The sequence below is a fragment of the Paraburkholderia sp. MM5477-R1 genome (assembly GCF_050436385.1).
GTDB classification, from domain to species: Bacteria; Pseudomonadota; Gammaproteobacteria; order Burkholderiales; family Burkholderiaceae; genus Paraburkholderia; species Paraburkholderia tuberum.
The window spans coordinates 97,390-116,618 of record NZ_JBNDMC010000001.1 but is presented as its reverse complement, the minus strand read 5'-3'; the positions used below and the strand labels follow the sequence as shown (position 1 = coordinate 116,618).

Sequence of the window (19,229 nt, the reverse complement as noted above, 5' to 3'; positions counted from 1 at the left end):
GGATTGCATAATATTGCTAGATCTCTAATTACGCAAGTCAAGAAGAGCGATTCTTCGCGATCTTGCTCTCGGTATAAACCCGTGCTTGTCAGCGACATAAAGCCGCCGTAACCTGAATATTAGACATCTAGTTATACGGTGAAGGAACACCTGTTCCAGCCGGTAACACGAGTGAAATTCGGAGACATTCAGTCATGGCACATTCAACGTTGCACGCCGGGGACTTATCCCTGCCTGCCATAGCCGACTCGGCGGCGGAGGAGGCGACATACCGCAAGATCACGTTAAGGCTAATGAGCTTTCTTTTCCTGTGCTGGGTCCTCAACTATCTCGATCGCGTCAACGTCAGCTTCGCGCAGTTGCAGCTCAAGCACGATCTCGGGTTGAGCGACGCAGCGTACGGGCTCGGCGTGAGTCTGTTCTTTATTGGCTACATCCTGCTCGAAGTGCCGAGCACGCTGTTGCTGCGGCGCATTGGCGCCCGCAAGACCGTCACGAGGATCATGCTGCTGTGGGGCGCCATCTCGACTGCCATGGCGTTCATGACCGCTCCATGGCAGTTCTATCTCGCCCGGACGCTGCTTGGCGCGGCCGAAGCGGGCTTCTGGCCCGGCATCATCCTCTATCTCTCGTACTGGTACCCGTCGAAGCGCCGCGCTCGTATTACGTCCCGGTTCCTGCTGGCGATCGCGGTTGCGGGGATTGTCGGCGGCCCGCTTTCCGGGTTCATCCTGCAAAACTTCATGGACGTCTGGGGCTTTCGCAACTGGCAGTGGCTGTTCTTCCTTGAAGGCGTACCTGCCGTGATTGCCGGTGTCGTGGCTTACTTCTACCTGGTCGACCGGCCGCAAGATGCGAGGTGGCTGACCGAGGATCAGAAGCGAATTGTCATCGGCGCGCTCGACGAGGAAGGTCGCAGCAAGCCGCATAGCTCGCCGAGCACGCTCTTCGCGGCGCTGCGCGACCCGCGCGTGTACGTGATTGCCGCGGGCTGGGCCACGGTGCCCATTTGCGGAACCATCCTCAACTACTGGACGCCCACGATCATCAAACAGGCGGGCGTTTCCAACCTGTTGCAGATCGGCTTCCTGTCGGCGCTGCCTTATATCGTCGGCGCGGTTGCCATGCTGCTGATCGCACGCAGCTCCGACCTGCGGCTCGAGCGCCGCTGGCACTTCGTGCTGTCAACGACAGCGGGCGCCACGGGCGCCGTGCTCCTGACGGTTCTGACGCACAACTCGGTTGCCGCCATCGCGTGCCTGAGTCTCGTTTCGGTGAGCTATTTCGCGGCCGCCGCCATTATCTGGACCATTCCGCCGAACTACCTGAAGGGCGCGGCGGCCGCCGGCGGCATCGGCGTGATCAGCAGTCTCGGTCAGGTGGGTGCTTTCTTCGCACCAATCGTCCTCGGCTGGGTGAAGAGCGTGACCGGCAGCTTTTCGGCCGGCATCCTGCTGGTCGCGGCGCTCGTTTTCATCGGCGGCATCGCCGTCTTCTTCGGCGTACCGCGCGAGCGGCAGGTACAGCAATCCGGCGCGTGACGATGCACGCGACGGCCAGAATTTCGACAGTCAGACAGGAGCAGGAATGAGCAAGCTTCAACTTTCCATCGCGGTGGGCAACTACGACCGGATGCGGCCGCTGATCGACGGCGACGTCCAGATCGACGGTGTCGATCCCGTGTTCATGCTGCAGGACCCGGAGGAAATCTTCTTTCGTGCGTTCCGGCACGCGGACTACGACATTTGCGAGCTTTCGCTCAGCAGCTATTCGGTGAAGACGGCTGCGGGCACCTCGCCCTACATCGCGGTGCCGGTCTTTCCGTCGCGCGCGTTCCGACACAGCTCGATCTACGTGCGTTCCGACCGTGGAATCGACCGGCCCGAGGACCTGAAGGGCAAACGCATCGGCGTGCCGGAATACCAGTTGACCGCCAACGTATGGGTGCGCCTTTTTCTCGAAGAGGAATATGGTGTAAAGGCGTCGGATATCCGTTGGGTGCGGGGCGGCTACGATGATCCGACGCGCGTTGAGAAGATCGCGCTCAAACTGCCTGAAGGCGTCGTGCTGGAAAGCGCACCCGAAGGGCAGACGATCTCGAACCTGCTGGCCGACGGCGAGATTGACGGCGTGATCGGACCGCGCGCGCCGTCGTGCTTCGACCGTGGGCATCCGAAGGTCAAGTATCTCTTCGATGATCCGCAAAAGAGCGCCGCCGAATGGTACGAGCGCAGGGCGCTCTTCCCGATCATGCACACGCTGGGCATTCGCAAGACGCTCGCGGATCAGCACCCGTGGCTGCCCGGTGCGATCGCGAAGGCGTTCGAGCAATCGAAGGAAGTCGCGCTGGTCCGTTTGAGCGACACGTCGGCGACCAAGGTGACGCTGCCGTTCATCGAGGACCAGTTGCGCAATGCACGGCGTCTGATGGGGCACGACTTCTGGTCGTACGGATTCGCGAACAACGAGCACGTGATCGACCGCTTCCTCGCGCAGCACCACGCCGAGGGATTGTCGAGCCGTCGCCTGCAGCCTGCCGAACTGTTCCACCCGGCCAGCCTGGAGCGATTCAAGATCTGATTCCCTCGCGGCGGCTGCTTATGCCGTCGCGCATCCGGCAGCCGCTGGGTGCGCGACGGATGCGCGGAAGGGGAAAATAAATCCAGTGTGTTCAGTGATCCAGAAGACAGATGAACATGAAGAGACACACGTTCCCGCTCGCCTGCGGCGGGTGCTGACGCTCGCCTGCATGGCGGCCTGATCGCGGGCCGTTCAGCACCGGCTTGACGTACGACCAGTTGCAGGGCACTTCGATTGCGACGCAGAGCAATGCGCGGTAGCGCGCGCTGGTCGGCGTGTCGTACAACTTCGGGCCGGTCACGACACTGGCGGGCCCGCGCTGGCTGAACACGTGCAATGCGGATCTGCCTCCGAGCTCGCTGCTCTGTTCGGGTGGCGTGACCTAGAGGGTGAATGCGCCGCTTTCCGTTTCCGCCAGCGTCTATCACACACAGTTTCGCAATCCGCGCGGCGGCCCGACGATGGGGGTATTGCTCGTCGACTACTCGCTGTCCAAGCGCACCGACGCGTATGCGAAAGGGGCGCATGTCTCCAATCGCTCATTTTCCAATGTCGGTATTCGCGGCACGGGCGTGGACATTGCACCAGGCATGAACCAGGCGGGCGTGACCATGGGCTTTCGCCACGCCTTCCAGGCGGCTTTGACGATGCGCTCCAATGCCTCTCGCGCGGGCTAAAGCGCTATGATTATTACCGGTGTGGTCCCAATAACAGCGAGGAAGGCATGGCAGCAGCACGTACTTCGGGCAAGGGCAAGGGCGGGGTCCCGAGCGAGGACCCCATTCTGCGGCATTGGCGCGAGGCGGTTCCGGATGATCGTCTTGCTCACCTGGTGAAGGATGCGGGCCGCGCGATGATTCGCGGTCTGCAAATGCGCCTGGCGCAGCATGAAGTCTCGTTCGGCCACTGGGCGTATCTGCGTGTCCTATGGGTCACCGACGGGCTCACGCAGAAGGAGCTCAGCGACGAGACGGGCACCACCACGCCCACCACGTTCAGTGCGGTGTCGGCAATGGAAAAGCTCGGGTATGTCGAGCGCCGCTACGAGCCCGGCAATCGCAAGAACACGCACGTCTATCTGACGCCGCGCGGCCGGAGCCTGAAAAACAAGCTCGTCCCGCTCGCGGAAGAAGTCAACGAAATTAGCGTCAGGGGCCTGAAAACCACCGAGATCAGTGTCGCGCGGAAGGTTCTGCTGACGATCATCGAGAACATGGCGCGCGACGAATCGGAGTCGGACAACCCGGCGTTGCGCATTCCGTCGACGCGGGAAGTGGGCAACCTGATAGCGGCACGCGGAGAAGAAATAGATCAGGAATGAGGCGCAGCTCGGCGCTTCAGGTCATTCCCGAGTAGCATATTCATTATGGATCTAATAATATTGGCGGGCGTGCCAAGTCCACTACAGGCACGACGGCAGGCCACGGCATGCTGCTCTTTCGCTCAAAAAAATACGGATCTGGAATGGATGGAATGACCCGCGCGGCGATGACGCGCAACGTCCGCGATGCGCTCGCGGAAGATGTCGGCGAGGCTGACTGGACGTCGCTACTGATCGACCCCGACGCTTCAGCCGAAGCCGTCTTGACCGTACGCGAACCCGCCCTGTTGTGCGGCAGACCGTGGTTCGATGAAACACTCCAGCAGGTCGACCCGCACATCACGATTAACTGGTTTGTCGGCGAGGGCGAACGGATGCACGAAGGGCAGACCGTCTGCCGGATCGCTGGCCCGGCGCGCGGTATGCTCACCGCCGAGCGTACCGCGCTCAACTTCATTCAGTTGCTTTCTGGCGTGGCCACCGAGACAAGCGTGATGACGCGGATCGTCGAAGGCACGTCTGCGCGGATTCTCGACACGCGAAAGACGCTTCCCGGCTTGCGCCTGGCGCAAAAGTACGCAGTGCGTATTGGCGGCGGCGAAAACCATCGTCGTGGGTTGTACGACGGCATCCTGATCAAGGAAAACCACATTGCGGCGGGCGGCGGCATTGCGGCGACCCTTCGCGCCACTCAAGCATTGGGTGCGGGTGTGCCGGTGCAGGTCGAAGTGGAGACGCTCGATGAGTTGAGCGAAGCGTTGGCTGGGGCGCCGCGGCGATTCTGCTCGACAATTTCTCAATCGAGACGATGCGCGAGGCTGTGCGTGTCACCGCAGGGCGCGCCGAGCTGGAAGTCTCGGGCGGTGTGACCGAGCAGACGCTGCGAACTATTGCCGAGACCGGCGTGGACCGTATTTCGATAGGTAAGCTGACGAAGAACGTCAGGGCGATTGATTTTTCATTGCGTTTCACGGCGTTCGCCGGGTAGCGAGATCGCGGCGCATATGTGCGCCCCGTTTAAGGAAGCGCCGATAAAAAATCCCTCGTTGTGACTGCGCATGGCTCAGCTCAAAACGAGGGCAACGAGGTAGTGCCGTTCAGTTAAGCGAAACGCGGCGCGGCGATGTTTTAACTTGCATCGCCATGCTGGTTGATGATCTGCGCCTTCTTGTCGAATCGCATCTGCCGTATGAATGGATCGAGCCTGCAGTACGGGGAGTGGCAGTGCCAGCGTTCGCCGGCGTCGCCTTCCCGCGCAACAGGTGATCTGGCTTGTAATCGCGCTCGCGTTGTACCGGCATCAGTCGATCAGCGAGGTCGTCGGTGAACTGGACCTCGCGCTACCTGTGGCCGATGCGTGGTTTGTCAGTAAGAGTGCCCTCAGTCAGGCGCGGCAGCGCGTGGGCGCGGGGCCGCTGGCATGGCTTTTCACGAATCAGCCAGAAACTGGGTTGCGCAGGATCAGGACCAGTACCTCTTCAAGGGATTCTCGTCGTTCGCGATGGATGGCACCACGCTGCGCACCGCCGACAGTGCCGCCAACCGCAGACATTTCGGCGCCTCTGCCGCCGCTCATGGCCGCGTTGGCAGCTATCCCAAACTGCTCGCGGTTACGCTCACCGCGCTTGCCACGCATCTGGTGCGCGATGCAGTGTTTGGGCCTTACGACATCAGCGAAATGGTCTCGGCGCGCGAACTCATTGCCCGTGTGCCGGCCAATTCCATCACCGTATTCGACAGGGGGGTCATGTCGGCCGGACTCCTGTGCAATCTGGTCTCGGGCGGCGAGAACCGGCATTTCATCATTCCGGCCAAATCCAATCTGCGGTGCGAGGTTGTGAGCGGGCACGACGGTGACCAGATCGTGCGTATGCGAGTCTCGCCGCAGGCCCGCACGAAGTGCCCGGAGCTGCCCGAATCCTGGCAAGCGCGCGCGCCGTGCTTGCCGTGTATGCAAGTGGGCGGCAACGGACGCTGCTGACGTCGCTGACTGATCGAAGAGATTTCAGGGCCGCCGACATTGTCTCGTGCTACGGGCGCCGCTGGCAGATAGAGACCAGCTACCACGAGTTCACGCAGTCGATGCTGGGTATGGAGCTGACCCTTCGCAGCCAGACCGTGGAAGGGTGTCTATCAGGAATTCCGGGGCACGCTGATCGCCCACAACCTGATACGTCTGGAGATGGCCAAAGCCGCACTCGCGGCCGGACACGCCCCCGATGAACTGAGCTTCGTCCGCGCGTTCCACACCCTTCAGTACGAAATGACATGGGCAGCCATGACGCGCTCGTACGGCAAACTGCCCGCGCTGCTCAAGCGTCTGCATCAGCGGCTCAAACAACTTCCCAATGAGAAACGGCCCGGGCGCAGTTGCGCTCGAGCCGTCAAATCGCGACCGTTTCGCTACACCGTTCGAGTCCTCAAGAGAGACCTCGACTGAATGGCATTTAAAGGGCAACGAGGGCTTTTTGCGCTTACCTCGAACTGTTAAAGCGCTACATCTGCGCCCGTTTCGCTCGACTTCAGAATCGCGATACAGATTTCCAGCGTGCCCTTCGCCCATTCGCCATCGTGAAGGGGCGAGCGTCCGTCGACGACCGCGCCATATAACTCGTCGATGACTTCGGCGCGCGGTACGACGGCTGCAGGCAGTGGCAGCGTTTGCCGCTGCTCGTCGCCGTAGATGACGATCGAATCGGGCAGCGGGCGCAGGTCCGCATTCTCGCAAGACACGATGACCGGGCCGAAATGCTGATGAAATTGCTGCGGCTCGGCCGCGGCAGCCGTTAGCGGCTTGTATGCCGATCCGCCGTAGGTGCCGGCCGCCTTGAGCTTTGCCTCGTCGCCCGACGAGGCGAGGGTTTCCAGACGGCGGCGGGCACTGCCGTATGTGTCGGGGCTTGTGCGCTCGCCCATCTCGCCGATCCAGCCGCTCCACTCTTCGGTGTTGAAGTGGCCGTAGCCGTTGTACGAGAGCGAGGCATAGGCCCCGTTCTCGAACCAGATCAGCGCCGAATAGGCCCCCTCGGTCGGGCGCGACGGATCCCATCGGCCGACACTCGCGCGCAGCCGGATCGCGCGCGAACCGGCGAGCATGCGCACGATGTCGACCTGGTGCGCCGCCTGGCTGAAGACGGCACCGCCGCCTTCAGCCGTCGCCAGTTCCTCGGGCCGGCGCGGGCGGTACAGGTAGTCGGTGTAGTTGACAGCCTGAATCATTTTCACCGCGCCGAAATCGCCGCTGCTGATCAATTCGCGCGTACGCAGGTACGGCGTATCGAAACTGTGGCAATGGCCGACGATCAGGTGCACGTGCGCTGCAAGGCATGCAGCGATCATGCGATCGCAGTCCGCAGCGGCGAGCGCCATCGGCTTTTCGACCAGCACGTGCTTGCCTTTTGCCGCGGCAACTTCAGTGTGCCGCGCGTGGAACTGGTGCGGACTCGCAACGTAGATGATCTCGACGTGGGGGTCATCCGCCAACTCTGCCACGTCCGCGTAGGTGGGCGCCGCGAAGTCGGCGGCGAACTGCCGCCGCGCATCGTCACGCGGATCGCACGCAGCGACGAGCTGGACTCTGGGGTCGCGCAGGAAGGTCGGCAGCATCAGCGAGAATGCCCGTCCCAGTCCTGCGACCCCGATGCGCAAACGGCGCTGCTCCATGACCGTGTGCCTCCCGTTATTGCTTGACCTGATAGTCCGTTGCGAGCACGGACGGCTGGTCGGCCGGTTCGGCATTGTTTTTGCTAACGTAGCGCGCGGCATACGTGCGCCAGTCGATTTCCTTCGGCACGACAGCCTGGTACGAGCACACATCCCGGGAAATCGCCTTTGCACCGGTGCCAATTGCTTCGCCATCCTTCTCGAATTCGTCGATCGCATCGATCATGCGGCGACGGAATTCGACGATGGCAAAATCGCTGGCGCCGAGGCGCTCGTCCGAGCGGTTCGCGATCGGACCCATGGTGACCCACATGGCGATGTCCTGGTTCGGGAAGCCCGAAATACCCGTGAAATTGCCAGCCTTCATCGCCTGACGGTCCTGCCAGAAGCGGTTGTCGTGATTGCGCAGCGGACGATAGTACTGGTCGAGATCAACACCGACCTGCTGACGCAGGAACTTGCGCCACGTTTCATTTTCCGGCGTCGTCTCCGGATCGCCCCAGGCGATGAAGTAGAACGCCGTATTCGTATCATCCATCGGCACGTTGATGTTCGCGACGTTGTAGAGATTGTTCGGCGGAATCAGCACCGTGCCAGGCGCCACGAACACCGTCGAGCGCACGTAGTCGTGCGTACTGGCATTGAAGATCGGGCGGCGCAGCGCGGCGTAACGGAAGCCGTAGTCGGTACGCTCGACCTGCAGGCGCGGGGCCTTGTCTGTGGAGGGGCGCAGCCAGTTCTTGTCGGTCGCTTCGGCGCCGCCGACGCGTGCCGGTACGAAGTCGGACGAATGCAGGCTGGAGCTGTGTGCGGAGTCGATCGCGCCTTCGAGGATTTGCGCCCAGTTGCACGGCAGCAGTGCTTTTGCGATGCTTACGCGGGTGTCGGCGGTCGGCGCCCAGGCCGGCGGCACGAATTCGGGGATGGCATCTTGCGGGCCCATATATGCCCACACCATGCCGCCCCATTCCCGCACCGGGTAGGCCTTGTGCTTGACCTTGTCGGTCATGCAGCTCGCGGCCGGCTCGGACACCATTTCAAGCACGTTGCCTGAGACGTCGAACTTCCAACCGTGATACAGGCAGCGCAGGCCGGCGTCTTCATTGCGGCCGTAGACGAGCGATGCGCGACGGTGCGGGCAGTACTCGTCCAGCACCCCAACGCGGCCTTCCGAGTCCCGGAATACGACGAGGTCCTCGCCAAATACGCGCGCTTTGACAGGCGCGCCATCTGGCTCGCTGACTTCTTCGATCAGGCACACCGGCGTCCAGTGGCGGCGCATCAGTTGGCCCATCGGGGCATCGCCTTCGACGCGGCACAGCAATTCGTTTTCTTGGTGGTTCAGCATGTCATGTCTCCCGGCGACTGGGTCGCCTTCATCAGCAGGTGTTGCTCTACTATATTAGAGATCTAGGGAAAATGGCAAGCGCCTTTCAGGGGCATCCGGGAAACTACGCATGGTCAGACGTGCCGCTGGACCAGGAATATTCGATCCAAATAAATAGGTGGGATTCATCGCCTATGGAACTGATTAGCGAGGCGCTGGCTGCGCTTCGTGCGATGCGCTTCGGTCGGGCCGGCTATGTTGTCGTCATCGATCCCGGGAAGCACGCTGGGATGAATCCGTTGAAACCGGAAACGGAGGTATACCGGCGCGAAAGGGCGCGCAACGATAAGCGGCGACCGGGTGCTGCAGATCGCGGTATCGATAAGCCTGAAGACTTGAAGGGCAAGCGCATCGCGTGCCTGAATGCCGGCCGAATCGTTCCACCCGGCTAGCCTCGAAAGACTTAAGGATTTAAGCCGCGCTGACGGTCGAATGCTGGGGAATTCGCGGCGTTCTATGTTTCGCGGCTATGATATAGATCTTGATAAAGCCGGATTGATCGAACATGACGGACTCTGTATTGAAAGATGTCGAAGCCCCTGTGCGGGAAAGTGACAACAGCCTTGTGTGGTCGGACGCACGGCTACTCGGCTTCACGCCGATGGATGACGTGCATAAGGAATTCTATGAAGTCGCGCTACGGCTCGTGACCTGCTCCGATGCGAACGCCCTGTCCGCGATAGCGGAATTCGAAAAACATGCCGTCAGCCATTTCGAGCAGGAAGATGAATGGATGCGCACGACAAACTTTCCCCCGCGCGATTGCCACATCGACGAGCACGAAGCCGTGCTGAAGTCAGTCCGAGACGTTAAAGCAGCGGTCGAAGCAGGGCAGGCCGGTTGCGCGCTGGTGCATGACATCGGCATGCATCTGTACAACTGGTTTCCGGGACACGCCGACTACCTGGATTCGGCGCTCGCCGCATGGATGACGAAACAGAAGATGGGCGGAAAGCCTGTTGTCTTAAGACGGACGATTTGAAGACGATCGAGCCGCTGCGGCAGGTCATCGTTCGAGGCCTGGGGAAGTGGATCGATTACTGACGCAGACGATGGCGGCCTATAACCTGAAGCGCCTGAGATCGTTGGCCGCGCTGTGCTTGCAGGGCTCCTGATGCACCGGAACGGGCGCCGTGAGGCGCTTACCGTTAACCGGTTCGCATTGAAATCCGGCGATTGAACAGAAACCGAGTGCTGCGCGGCGATCGTCCTGAGCGGCGAAAGGGGGAATGCGTCAAGGCGAGAAGCAATTCAACGGCCTGCTGCTTCCGCGCGAGCGAGGTTTTCGATAATGGCGACAAGCGTCTTGCGAAGGAGCGTGACGTCTTTCGCCGGAATGTCGGCCAATGCGATGTCGTTGACCTCCTCGGCGGCTGGCACCAGCACTGCGCGCAACGCCGCACCCTTCGGCGTAAGGAACACGCGGACCTGCTTGCGGTTGTCCGGCATTTTCTTGCGCGTGACATAACCGAGCTTTTCCATCGACTGTAATGCTGAGAAGGTGGTCGGCTCCATGACGCCGGCCTGCTCGCTCAACTGTCGCTGAGTGATTCCGTCGGTTTGCCAGAGGATCCGCAAGAACGTCCAATGACCGTACATGACGTCACGCTCCTTCAAACGGATCTGTAACGCCTTCGACAACCCCCGATACGCATCCTTGACCAGGTGTGCTATGCGTTCATCGGCGGCCGCCGGCTTGCGCGGTGTGGATTTCGCCGCACCCATTTCGACTTTGGCTGGTTCCTGTTTTGTCATGTGTGTGCCTCTACCCCGGAAATCGCAGTAGCAGTGATTATCGCAAATCAGCTCCGGGTCCGATTCAGTAGACGGCATATTAAGCTGATTGACGCTGGGCGCATCGCTGAAGCGAACGATATGGGCGATCTGAAGCGCGGGTACGTATCGACGCAGAACGCTTATAGCATACGTGTAAGACTCAGCGCCGCCGCAGCCCCAGCAAAGATCGCGCCGGTCGTCAATGCGACAGGCCCGGCGTGACTCGGCGCAACCACCAGGATAAGTGCGGTCAGCACCGCGCCGAGTGTCTGGCCCAGCGTACGTGACGTGCCGATCATACCGCTTGCGTTACCCGTTCGGCCCGGCGGCGCGACTGCGAGAATTGCCCGGTTGTTCGGCGTCTGGAAAAGCGCGAAGCCTGTGCCACACACGGCCATCCGCCAGCCGATATCGAACGATGCAGGGTGCGCGGGCATCAACGCGAGCAACGCGAGACCGAGCGCGAGAATCGCGAGTCCGACACCACCGAGCGCTCCTGCCTCGTAGCGGTTCGACAGCGTGCCAGCGAATGGTGCCACGACAATAACAGCGACCGGCCACGGTGTAATGAGCGCGCCAGTCTCCATCGCACTGCGGCCGAGTGCGTCCTGTAGCATGAAGGGCAGCGACACAAACGCAAGCATCTGCGCGGTGAATGAGCAGATGGAGGTGAGCACGGCCAGAAGAAATGCGGGCTTAAGCAGCAGATCGACGGGAAGCAGCGGCTGTGTGCGACCCCGCTCGCGACGCACGAGCAGCCATGCGCAGGTTGCTGACGCAGCCAACTGGATCACGACACTTGCGCTGATACCGTTGCCATGACCCATGCGATCCACGCCCAGCACGAGCAGGCCGAACGTTGCCGCATTCAGCAGCGCACTCCCGTAGTCGTAGGCCGCTTTCGAAATAGGCGGGCGGGGCAGCGCCATGAAGCTGACGAGGAATGTGATCATTCCAAGTGGCACGTTGATTGCGAACAGCCATGGCCACGGCCCGACAGAAAGGATCGCCGCTGCAATCGTCGGACCGGCCGCGGTCGAAATCGAAACGACCGAGGCGCTGATGCCTACACCCCGGCCGAGCAGCCGCGACGGATAAATCGTCTTGACGAGCGCGGTATTCACACTGCTGATACCGGCCGCGCCAAAGCCCTGCAAGACGCGCGCAACAATGAGCATGTCTAGTGAGCTCGACATCGCGCACATCAGCGATGAGCACGTAAAGATCGCGAGCCCCGCCATATAGACGCGCGCATAGCCCACACGGTCGCCTAGCGACGACAGCGGCAGCAACGACATGATGATCGAGAGCTGGTAAGCGTTGATGATCCACACCGAATCCGAGGGACTGGTGTGCAGCGTTTTTGTAATAGTTGGCAACGCTACGTTTGCGATCACGCTGTCAAGCATGCCAAGTGCAGTCGCGAGCGAGATTGCAAGTATGCCAAGATATAGGCGACTGCCCGTCAACCCGTCATGATGTGTCGTGGTCTGAGGCATAACGTGCTACTGGGTAGCGCGAGGTTGTCGTTGATCGCGAGCAGCGTTTCACGCGTGATCGCAACATTCCTCGCCGGAATGCCAATGAGCGCCATGTCGTTGACTTCCTCGGCAGCCGGTACCAGCAACGCGCGCAATGATGCGCCTTTGGGCGTGAGGAACACGCGAACCTGCTTGCGGTTGTCTGGCATTTTTTGCCGTGTGACATAGCCCAGCTTCTCCATCGACTGCACTGCCGAGAAAGTCGTGGGTTCCCTGACGCCTGCCTGATCGCTCAGTTGCCGCTGAGTGATTCCGTCGGTCTGCCAGAGGATGCGCAGGAACGTCCAGTGACCGTACATGACATCGTGCGAGCGCAGGCGCGCTTGCAGCGCACTCGACAGTCCACGGTATGCATCCTTGACCAGATGTGCGATGCGTTCGTCACTACCCCTGTGCGCCGCTGCAACCGGACCGCGCGCGGATTTCGTTGCATCCATGAAATTAGTAACCTAAGTAAAACTACCGATGGTATGAACATGAGATATTGACTTCTCAAACGAAGATCGCGAATTGAATCCCATAAAAGACGCGTTTACCACTAGTTAGGCCCGGGTTGACGCTGATGCGTCCAGTGCTAATATATTAACTTAGGTGACTAACTATATCAAGGCGGGACGCCCCAGATGGGCATTCTGCTTGACGCAGGACAAGAATTTTTAACGGGTGGAGACAGAATGAACGCGGTCAAATGGATAGCTGTTGCCGGATTAGGTGTGGTCGGCAGCACGGCTTTTGCGCAAAGTAGTGTGACGCTGTACGGTTTGCTTGATGTGGGAATCAACTACACGAGCAACGCAAACGGCAAACCGCTTGTCAACATGACTTCGGGCATGCTGAACGGCAGTCGCTTCGGGTTACTGGGCAAGGAAGACCTTGGTGCCGGGCTCGCTGCGGTATTCCGGGTTGAGAACGGATTCGATATCACGAACGGCAAACTCGGTCAGGGTGGCTTGATGTTCGGCCGTCAGGCCTGGGTCGGGCTGTCGGACAAGCACTACGGCACAGTGACGCTGGGTCGCCAGTACGATTCGATTGTCGATTTCGTCAACCCGTTTGCCGTTGCCAACTCGTGGGGCGGGCCGCCCCTTGCGCACCCTGGTGACGTTGACCAGATGGCGCACACCAATCGCACCAACAATTCCGTCAAGTACCTGAGTCCAGAATTCTACGGCTTTCGTGTAGGCGGCATGTACGGGATGGGCGGCACGGCGGGCGACTTCACGCGCAACCAGATTTATTCGCTCGGCGCAGACTACAGCCAGGGTCCCTTGACCGCGGGCATCGGCTACCTGAACGTGCGTCAGCCTAACGTATCATTCTGGGGCGACACGGGCTCGCCGGCTGCCACATCAAACGGCGTGCCAGGTGCGAATTTCGCGGGTTCGCCTGTGACAACGGGATTTGCATCCGCGAATTCCTTGCAGGCGATCGCGGCCGGTGCAGCGTATCAGCTCGGGCCGGTGAGGCTCGGCGCGAACTACTCGAATACGCAGTTCCGTGGCCTCGGCAAGAATTCGGCTGGACCGGTGCCCGCTGGCGGCATCAGTGGCACGGCAACCTTTAACACGGGCGAAATTAACGCCACGTGGCAGGTAACGCCGGCCGTCCTGCTTGGTGCGGCGTATCAGTACACAAAGACATCCGGCGTCAGTGGCCATACAGGCGCGTCGTACAATCAGGCGGGACTCGCTGCGCAATACGCGCTTTCGAAGACAACGCTGCTTTATCTACTCAGTGTCTACCAGAAGGCAAGCGGTACCGATTCGACCGGGCACGATGCTGTCGCGTCGATCTACAACATCACGCCATCGACAACGAACCATCAGGTGTACGTGCGCCTCGGTATTCAGAAGCGGTTCTGATGTTTCAGTCGCGGTGATCCAGTCGGGAACCACGCAGCGTAGGATCCCGGCCACATAAAAATATATGGAGACGTGATGCAGGAGCTTACACCCATCAACCGTCGCAGGTCATTTGCGCGAGGCTTGCGGCACGCCGTGATCATCCCCTGGGTAGGTAGTGCGCTTTTACTCCCGGCTATGTCTGCGGTTGCCAAAGCATTGCCGCAGATTCATGTCACGAGCGGCACGATTGTGGGTGAGACTACAGCCGATGGCGAGATTCATATCTTCAAGGGTGTACCGTTCGCGGCGCCGCCGGTCGGACCGTTACGCTGGCGCGCGCCGCAACAGGTGCAGCCATGGGCTGGCGCGCGCACGGCGACGGCATTCGGTCCGACCTGCATCCAGAGAGATGAACCGCCCGATTCGATGCAACGTCGTCTATTTTTCACGGGTAGCGGCGAGCTGCGCAGCGAGGACTGTCTGTACCTGAACGTCTGGGCTGGCGCAAACTCGGGAACGAAGCGACCCGTAATCGTCTGGATTTATGGCGGCGGCTTTCACGGAGGCATGTCGTCGAACCCTATGATTGATGGCAAGGCACTCGCACGCGAGGGCGTTGTGGTGGTCTCGTTCAATTACCGCGTCGGAAGGTTCGGCTTTCTCGCCTTGCCCGAGCTAGCCGAGGAATCGCCACAACATAGTTCGGGCAATTACGGGCTCCTTGATCAAATCGCTGCGCTTCAGTGGGTCAAAAATAACATCGCAACGTTTGGCGGCGATCCGGATAATGCGACGGTGGCCGGGCAGTCGTCAGGGTCTATCAGCATCAGCTACTTGATGGCATCCCCGCTGGCGCATGGATTGTTCCAGCGCGCGATTGGCGAGAGCGGTGCGAGTTTCGGACCACCTGCGCATGCAGCCGCCGTTGATGCGGTCCAAGATCTGCATAGTGCAGAGCAGAGTGGTATTGCGTTTGCACACACGCTCGGCGTATCGACACTTGCCGAGCTGCGTGCACTATCTGCGGATGCAATACTTGCTGCGCCCCCCTTCGTCAAACCGGTTCGACTCCGCGTGGCCGGTCATCGATGGGTATATGTTGCCGCGTTCGCCTGAGGAAACATTTCGGCGCGGCCTGCAAAACGATGTCCCGCTGATGACGGGCTCGAATGCAGACGAAGGCACGATGTTTGCGCACGTGTCGAACGCTCACGATTTCATCAGTCAGTCCAAAGAACGTTTCGGTGGAAACGAAACCGCCTATCTGCGGGTATATCCCGCCGGCAACGATGTGGAAGCGACCGTTTCGAGCGAGGGCAGCTTGCGCGATGATTGGTTCGGCTGGCAAAACTGGACTTGGGCGCGCCTTCAGGCGAGCACGGGAAAGAACAAAGTCTATTACTACTACTACGACCAGCCGCTACCTGTTCCGCAGCAGCAGATATTTCACGAGAATCCGGGTTATGCTTTCAAAGCCTCGCATGGCGCTGAGATTCCCTACATTTTTCACACGCTCTCCATACCCGGCGGCCCTGTAACGGCCGCGGATACGCGTCTGTCGGGAATCGTGTCACGTTACTGGATCAACTTTGCGAAGCACGGCCATCCGAACGGCAGTGGCTTGCCATTATGGCCGGCGTTTCAGTCGCGTGCGCCGCGTGCGATGTACCTAGTGGTCTGCGTCAAACGGATTGCATCTTATTCAGCTTGGTGCGGGCACGCGTGACTTTCGCCAGAATGTCGGAAGCTTTAGCGGTCCAGATGAAGGGTTTTGGATCACCATTGTGCTTTTCAATGTACTGCTCGATCGTGCTGACCAACTCGGGTACCGAGCGAAAGGCTGACCGCCGTAGCTGGTTCTCGGACAGATCACGAAAGAAGCGTTCGACCATATTGAGCCAGGAAGCGCTGGTGGGCGTGAAATGCATGTGAAATCGTGGGTGCTTGGCCAGCCACGCCTTCACCTCGGGATGCTTATGAGTGGCGTAGTTGTCGGCAATCAAATGTAGTTCCTTACCCTTGGGGGTGCTGCGATCGATCTTGCGCAGGAAGCCCAGCCATTCTTGATGACGATGCTTCGTCTGGCACTGGCCAATGATGCTGCCATCGAGCGTGTTCATCGCGGCGAACAACGTCGTCACACCATTGCGCTTGTAATCGTGCGTCATCGTCTGACCTCGACCTCGCTTCATCGGCAAGCCAGGCTGGGTCCGGTCCAGAGCCTGAATCTGGGACTTCTCGTCACAACTGAACACCAGTGCGTGCTCAGGTGGATCGAGATAAAGGCCGACGATGTCCTCCAGCTTCTCGGCAAAGTGCTTGTCGTTCGAGACTTTGAAGGTTTCTATCCGATGCGGCTTGAGTCCATGCGCCTGCCAGATGCGCCTCACGCTCGCCTCGCTGACGCCGGCCACTGCCGCCATGCTGCGCGTACTCCAATGCGTCGCGTTATCGGGACGCTGCTGCGTGGTCATCGCCACGATGGCCTTGACCTTGCGCGCAGAGATCTTCGGCTTGCGCCCGGGTCGCGTCTCGTCCCGCTCGATCCCCGCCACACCGTCCGCGATGAAGCGCGCTCGCCAGCGCGCCACCGTGCCTCGCCAGATACCCAACTGCACACCGATCTCTTTGTCTGTGTGGCCCAGTGCCGCGAGCAATATCATCTTGGCACGCTCGGCCAGTCGTACCGGAACCCTCCGCCCAGCCGCCCACGTTTCCAATTGTTTGCGCTGGCCTTCGCTCAGCTCAACTTTTGCCGCGATTCTCATGGGTTCTCCCTCATCACCTGGAAGGAGACTCGCAAATCGCGATTAAGTTGCATTATTTACGACGCACTACACTAGGTCCAACCATCGGTCCGGGCGCGATACATGATCGCGCGCAGTACGATTTCTGGGACAGCTATTTCGGCTGGAAGTCTTTGAATCAATAAAGAGAAACGCCGGGAGATTTCCGGCGTTTCGTTTTTATGGAGGGTTTTTAGAGGCGTTGTTGCAGAAATCACGGCGGTCGGCGATGACGTTTGCGCACAACGCTGGGGTTGACCAGGATGTTAACTTCACTCTGAACTGCGTAGATTCTCGACTTTTTCACCGAGAAGATGCGCAAGGACGAACGCAAGGCAAGCGAGCCCAAAGGAACGTACCGCGTCAAGAACTGGCGTGAATACAACGCGGGCTTGATTGCGAGAGGCGATGTGACCATGTGGATTGATGAAAGCGTACTGACGCAGCTGCCCGAGGCTGGCTTTGCCAGGCGCGGCCGACCGCGCATCTACAGTGATGCGGCAATCCAGATGCTGCTCGGCCTCAAGCAGGTTTTTCATCTGCCGCTGCGCGCTGTGCAGGGCTTCGCGCTCAGTCTGCGCAAACTCGGCTATCCGGGCTTGCCGGTGCCGAACTACACGACCTTGAGCCGCCGCGCACAGACACTGAAGGTTGTACTGCCAACGCGGCGCGCCAACGAGCCCTTGCACCTGGTAGTCGACAGCACCGGCCTGAAGGTCTACGGCGAAGGCGAGTGGAAGGTACGCAAGCACGGCTGGTCCAAACGTCGCACGTGGCGCAAGGTGCACCTGGCGATGGATGCGAACACGGGCCAGATTTGCGCCGCGCTTATGACCCATCAAGACGAAGGCGATGGCGAAGTTCTGCCCGATCTGCTCGACCAGATTCCTGCAGATGTGGCAATCGATACCATCGGCGGCGACGGTGCCTACGACACCAAGGCATGCCATGCGCGAATTGCGGCGCGCACAGCGGTCCCTTCGATTCCGCCACGTGAAGGCGCGACGCCGTGGCCAGTGAGCACGCCGGGCGCGGCTTGGCGCAACGCTGCCATCGACGCGATCGCGGCAAGCAGCAGACGTGAATGGAAGCAGGCGAGTGGCTACCATCGTCGCTCGCTGGCAGAGGCCCTGATGTACCGGCTCAAGATCCTCACGGGCTCCTGCCTGTGGGCTCGCGAGATTGGCTCCCAGGCAACCGAAGTCTCGATTCGTGCAGGCGTGCTCAACCGCATGGCGGCCATCGCACGCCCGCAGTCCGTCCGTATCGCCTGAGATCGACATCACAGAGGGCATGTTGTCTCTACGCCTGATTTACGCAACAACGCCGTTTTTAGATGCTGAAGCTCTCGACACTCGACGGATGGAACAGTTCCTTTGCATCGAGTTGGCGGCTCGACAGCCCTTCCTCATGATGCCGCTTTAGGAAGCGGTTCACGGTATTCTCATTTGCGGCGAAACCATACGACCAGAAGTCATCACCCATGAGTTGACGTGCTGCGCGTAGCTGGTTTTCGATGAACGGCAGTGTGACCTTGGTAGCGGATGTGTCGGTCAGCCGGTGCAGGGCGAGCGCTTTCGATTGCTCGAACGCCTTCATCACCGACATCGGTAGCCACGGATGCTGATCGACCAGCGTGCGACGAATGCCGAGCGTGTGCATGATCGGGAACAGCTTCGTGCGTCGGTACCAGTCAGCAGCGCTTGCCTGCGGATCGTCGAACAGATACTTCACATTCGGGGAGCCGAGATCGAAATACGATGGTGCACGCGGGCCGATCAGCGCATCAATTTCACCCGCTTCGAGCATGCCGGAAATCGTCTTGCCTTCGGGTGCGTTCTCCAGCTTCACATCCGCAGGCAGGTTCAGTATGATCTTCTCAACACGCGTGGGGTCTTCGTAGCCGCCGCGAATCCAGTGAATATCCGAAGCCTTCACGCCGTATTCCTCTTCGAGGAACAGACGCACCCACACGTTGGCGGTCAGTTGATATTCCGGCACGCCGATACGCTTGCCCTTCAGGTCTTCCGGGCTGTTGATGCCGACATTTGCGTTGACGTACACGGACGTGTGACGGAACGCGCGCGATGGGAAGACCGGCACTGCGATGTAGGGTGAAGTTCCGTTCGCTGTCTTGACTGAGTAGCTGCTGAGCGACAATTCGCAGATGTCGTAGTCTGCGTGACGGAATGCCCGGAAGAAGATTTCTTCCGGTTCCTGCAACATGAACGTCGGATCGACCCCCTCGATCTGCACTTCGCCGTCTACTAGAGGGCGCATACGGTCGTAGGGACCGACCGCAACCGAAAGCTGCAATTTACTCACACTGAC

Annotated in this window: 18 protein-coding genes and 3 pseudogenes; 13 read left to right on the top strand and 8 right to left on the bottom strand. The window is 60.2% G+C overall.

Features of this window, described 5'->3' with window-relative positions; translation table 11 throughout:
* Positions 1-194: 194 nt before the first annotated feature.
* Both OKW35_RS00575 and OKW35_RS00570 read left to right on the top strand, forming a co-directional pair.
* Positions 195-1,541, top strand: a complete 1,347-nt coding sequence (locus OKW35_RS00575; protein ID WP_429550922.1) for an MFS transporter — start codon at positions 195-197, stop codon at positions 1,539-1,541.
* 46 nt (positions 1,542-1,587) lie between these two features.
* Positions 1,588-2,580: an ABC transporter substrate-binding protein gene (locus OKW35_RS00570; protein ID WP_429550921.1), complete on the top strand. Its 993-nt coding sequence runs from the start codon at positions 1,588-1,590 to the stop codon at positions 2,578-2,580.
* Between the two features lie 91 nt (positions 2,581-2,671).
* Here OKW35_RS00570 and OKW35_RS00565 read toward each other — a convergent pair whose 3' ends face one another.
* Positions 2,672-2,917, bottom strand: a complete 246-nt coding sequence (locus OKW35_RS00565) for a hypothetical protein (protein ID WP_429550920.1) — start codon at positions 2,915-2,917, stop codon at positions 2,672-2,674.
* Between the two features lie 52 nt (positions 2,918-2,969).
* On the opposite strand from OKW35_RS00565, the gene OKW35_RS00560 reads away from it, so the two are divergent.
* From OKW35_RS00560 to OKW35_RS00545, 4 genes and pseudogenes are all read left to right on the top strand, one after another.
* Positions 2,970-3,257 (top strand): hypothetical protein, encoded by a 288-nt coding sequence (locus OKW35_RS00560; protein ID WP_429550919.1) that lies wholly within the window; start codon positions 2,970-2,972, stop codon positions 3,255-3,257.
* A gap of 47 nt (positions 3,258-3,304) precedes the next feature.
* Positions 3,305-3,901: a MarR family winged helix-turn-helix transcriptional regulator gene (locus OKW35_RS00555; RefSeq protein ID WP_429550918.1), complete on the top strand. Its 597-nt coding sequence runs from the start codon at positions 3,305-3,307 to the stop codon at positions 3,899-3,901.
* Between the two features lie 143 nt (positions 3,902-4,044).
* Positions 4,045-4,889, top strand: a pseudogene (nadC, locus tag OKW35_RS00550) (carboxylating nicotinate-nucleotide diphosphorylase).
* Positions 4,890-5,044: 155 nt separating this feature from the next.
* Positions 5,045-6,341, top strand: a pseudogene (locus OKW35_RS00545) (IS4 family transposase).
* Between the two features lie 47 nt (positions 6,342-6,388).
* Here OKW35_RS00545 and OKW35_RS00540 read toward each other — a convergent pair.
* The gene (locus tag OKW35_RS00540; RefSeq protein ID WP_429550917.1) at positions 6,389-7,564 is read right to left on the bottom strand and encodes a Gfo/Idh/MocA family protein; all 1,176 of its coding nucleotides are present in this window, start codon (positions 7,562-7,564) and stop codon (positions 6,389-6,391) included.
* A gap of 16 nt (positions 7,565-7,580) precedes the next feature.
* Positions 7,581-8,912 carry a Rieske 2Fe-2S domain-containing protein gene (locus tag OKW35_RS00535; protein WP_429550916.1) on the bottom strand — a complete coding sequence of 444 codons (1,332 nt, stop codon included), beginning with the start codon at positions 8,910-8,912 and terminating at the stop codon, positions 7,581-7,583.
* Positions 8,913-9,085: 173 nt separating this feature from the next.
* Between OKW35_RS00535 and OKW35_RS00530 the strand changes: the two genes are divergently transcribed.
* The 3 genes and pseudogenes from OKW35_RS00530 to OKW35_RS00520 form a co-directional block, all read left to right on the top strand.
* Positions 9,086-9,343 carry a hypothetical protein gene (locus tag OKW35_RS00530; protein ID WP_429550915.1) on the top strand — a complete coding sequence of 86 codons (258 nt, stop codon included), beginning with the start codon at positions 9,086-9,088 and terminating at the stop codon, positions 9,341-9,343.
* 113 nt (positions 9,344-9,456) lie between these two features.
* Positions 9,457-9,933: a bacteriohemerythrin gene (locus OKW35_RS00525; protein ID WP_429550914.1), complete on the top strand. Its 477-nt coding sequence runs from the start codon at positions 9,457-9,459 to the stop codon at positions 9,931-9,933.
* Positions 9,933-10,066: pseudogene (locus OKW35_RS00520) on the top strand (IS5/IS1182 family transposase); the annotation flags it as partial. The gene OKW35_RS00525 and the pseudogene OKW35_RS00520, both read left to right, overlap by 1 nt.
* A gap of 136 nt (positions 10,067-10,202) precedes the next feature.
* Here the strand turns inward: OKW35_RS00520 and OKW35_RS00515 are convergent.
* The 3 genes from OKW35_RS00515 to OKW35_RS00505 all read right to left on the bottom strand — a co-directional run bounded on the left by OKW35_RS00515 (position 10,203) and on the right by OKW35_RS00505 (position 12,705).
* Positions 10,203-10,676 carry a MarR family winged helix-turn-helix transcriptional regulator gene (locus OKW35_RS00515; protein ID WP_429550913.1) on the bottom strand — a complete coding sequence of 158 codons (474 nt, stop codon included), beginning with the start codon at positions 10,674-10,676 and terminating at the stop codon, positions 10,203-10,205.
* A gap of 191 nt (positions 10,677-10,867) precedes the next feature.
* Positions 10,868-12,226: an MFS transporter gene (locus tag OKW35_RS00510; RefSeq protein ID WP_429550912.1), complete on the bottom strand. Its 1,359-nt coding sequence runs from the start codon at positions 12,224-12,226 to the stop codon at positions 10,868-10,870.
* Positions 12,193-12,705, bottom strand: a complete 513-nt coding sequence (locus OKW35_RS00505; RefSeq protein ID WP_429550911.1) for a MarR family winged helix-turn-helix transcriptional regulator — start codon at positions 12,703-12,705, stop codon at positions 12,193-12,195. The genes OKW35_RS00510 and OKW35_RS00505 overlap by 34 nt, the downstream gene beginning before the upstream one ends.
* Before the next feature lie 237 nt (positions 12,706-12,942).
* On the opposite strand from OKW35_RS00505, the gene OKW35_RS00500 reads away from it, so the two are divergent.
* From OKW35_RS00500 to OKW35_RS00490, 3 genes are all read left to right on the top strand, one after another.
* Positions 12,943-14,130 (top strand): porin, encoded by a 1,188-nt coding sequence (locus OKW35_RS00500; protein WP_429550910.1) that lies wholly within the window; start codon positions 12,943-12,945, stop codon positions 14,128-14,130.
* Positions 14,131-14,205: 75 nt separating this feature from the next.
* Positions 14,206-15,228, top strand: a complete 1,023-nt coding sequence (locus OKW35_RS00495; RefSeq protein ID WP_429550909.1) for a carboxylesterase family protein — start codon at positions 14,206-14,208, stop codon at positions 15,226-15,228.
* Positions 15,209-15,838, top strand: coding sequence for a carboxylesterase family protein (locus OKW35_RS00490; RefSeq protein WP_429550908.1), 630 nt, complete (start codon positions 15,209-15,211; stop codon positions 15,836-15,838). Before OKW35_RS00495 ends, OKW35_RS00490 begins: the two co-directional genes overlap by 20 nt.
* Here the strand turns inward: OKW35_RS00490 and OKW35_RS00485 are convergent.
* A complete protein-coding gene (locus tag OKW35_RS00485; protein WP_090811495.1) occupies positions 15,795-16,880 on the bottom strand; it encodes an IS630 family transposase in 1,086 nt (361 codons plus the stop codon). The genes OKW35_RS00490 and OKW35_RS00485 overlap by 44 nt on opposite strands.
* A gap of 332 nt (positions 16,881-17,212) precedes the next feature.
* On the opposite strand from OKW35_RS00485, the gene OKW35_RS00480 reads away from it, so the two are divergent.
* A complete protein-coding gene (locus OKW35_RS00480) occupies positions 17,213-18,172 on the top strand; it encodes an IS5 family transposase (RefSeq protein WP_429550907.1) in 960 nt (319 codons plus the stop codon).
* A gap of 58 nt (positions 18,173-18,230) precedes the next feature.
* On the opposite strand, the gene OKW35_RS00475 is transcribed toward OKW35_RS00480, so the two are convergent.
* Positions 18,231-19,223, bottom strand: a complete 993-nt coding sequence (locus tag OKW35_RS00475) for an ABC transporter substrate-binding protein (RefSeq protein ID WP_429550906.1) — start codon at positions 19,221-19,223, stop codon at positions 18,231-18,233.
* Positions 19,224-19,229 lie beyond the last annotated feature (6 nt).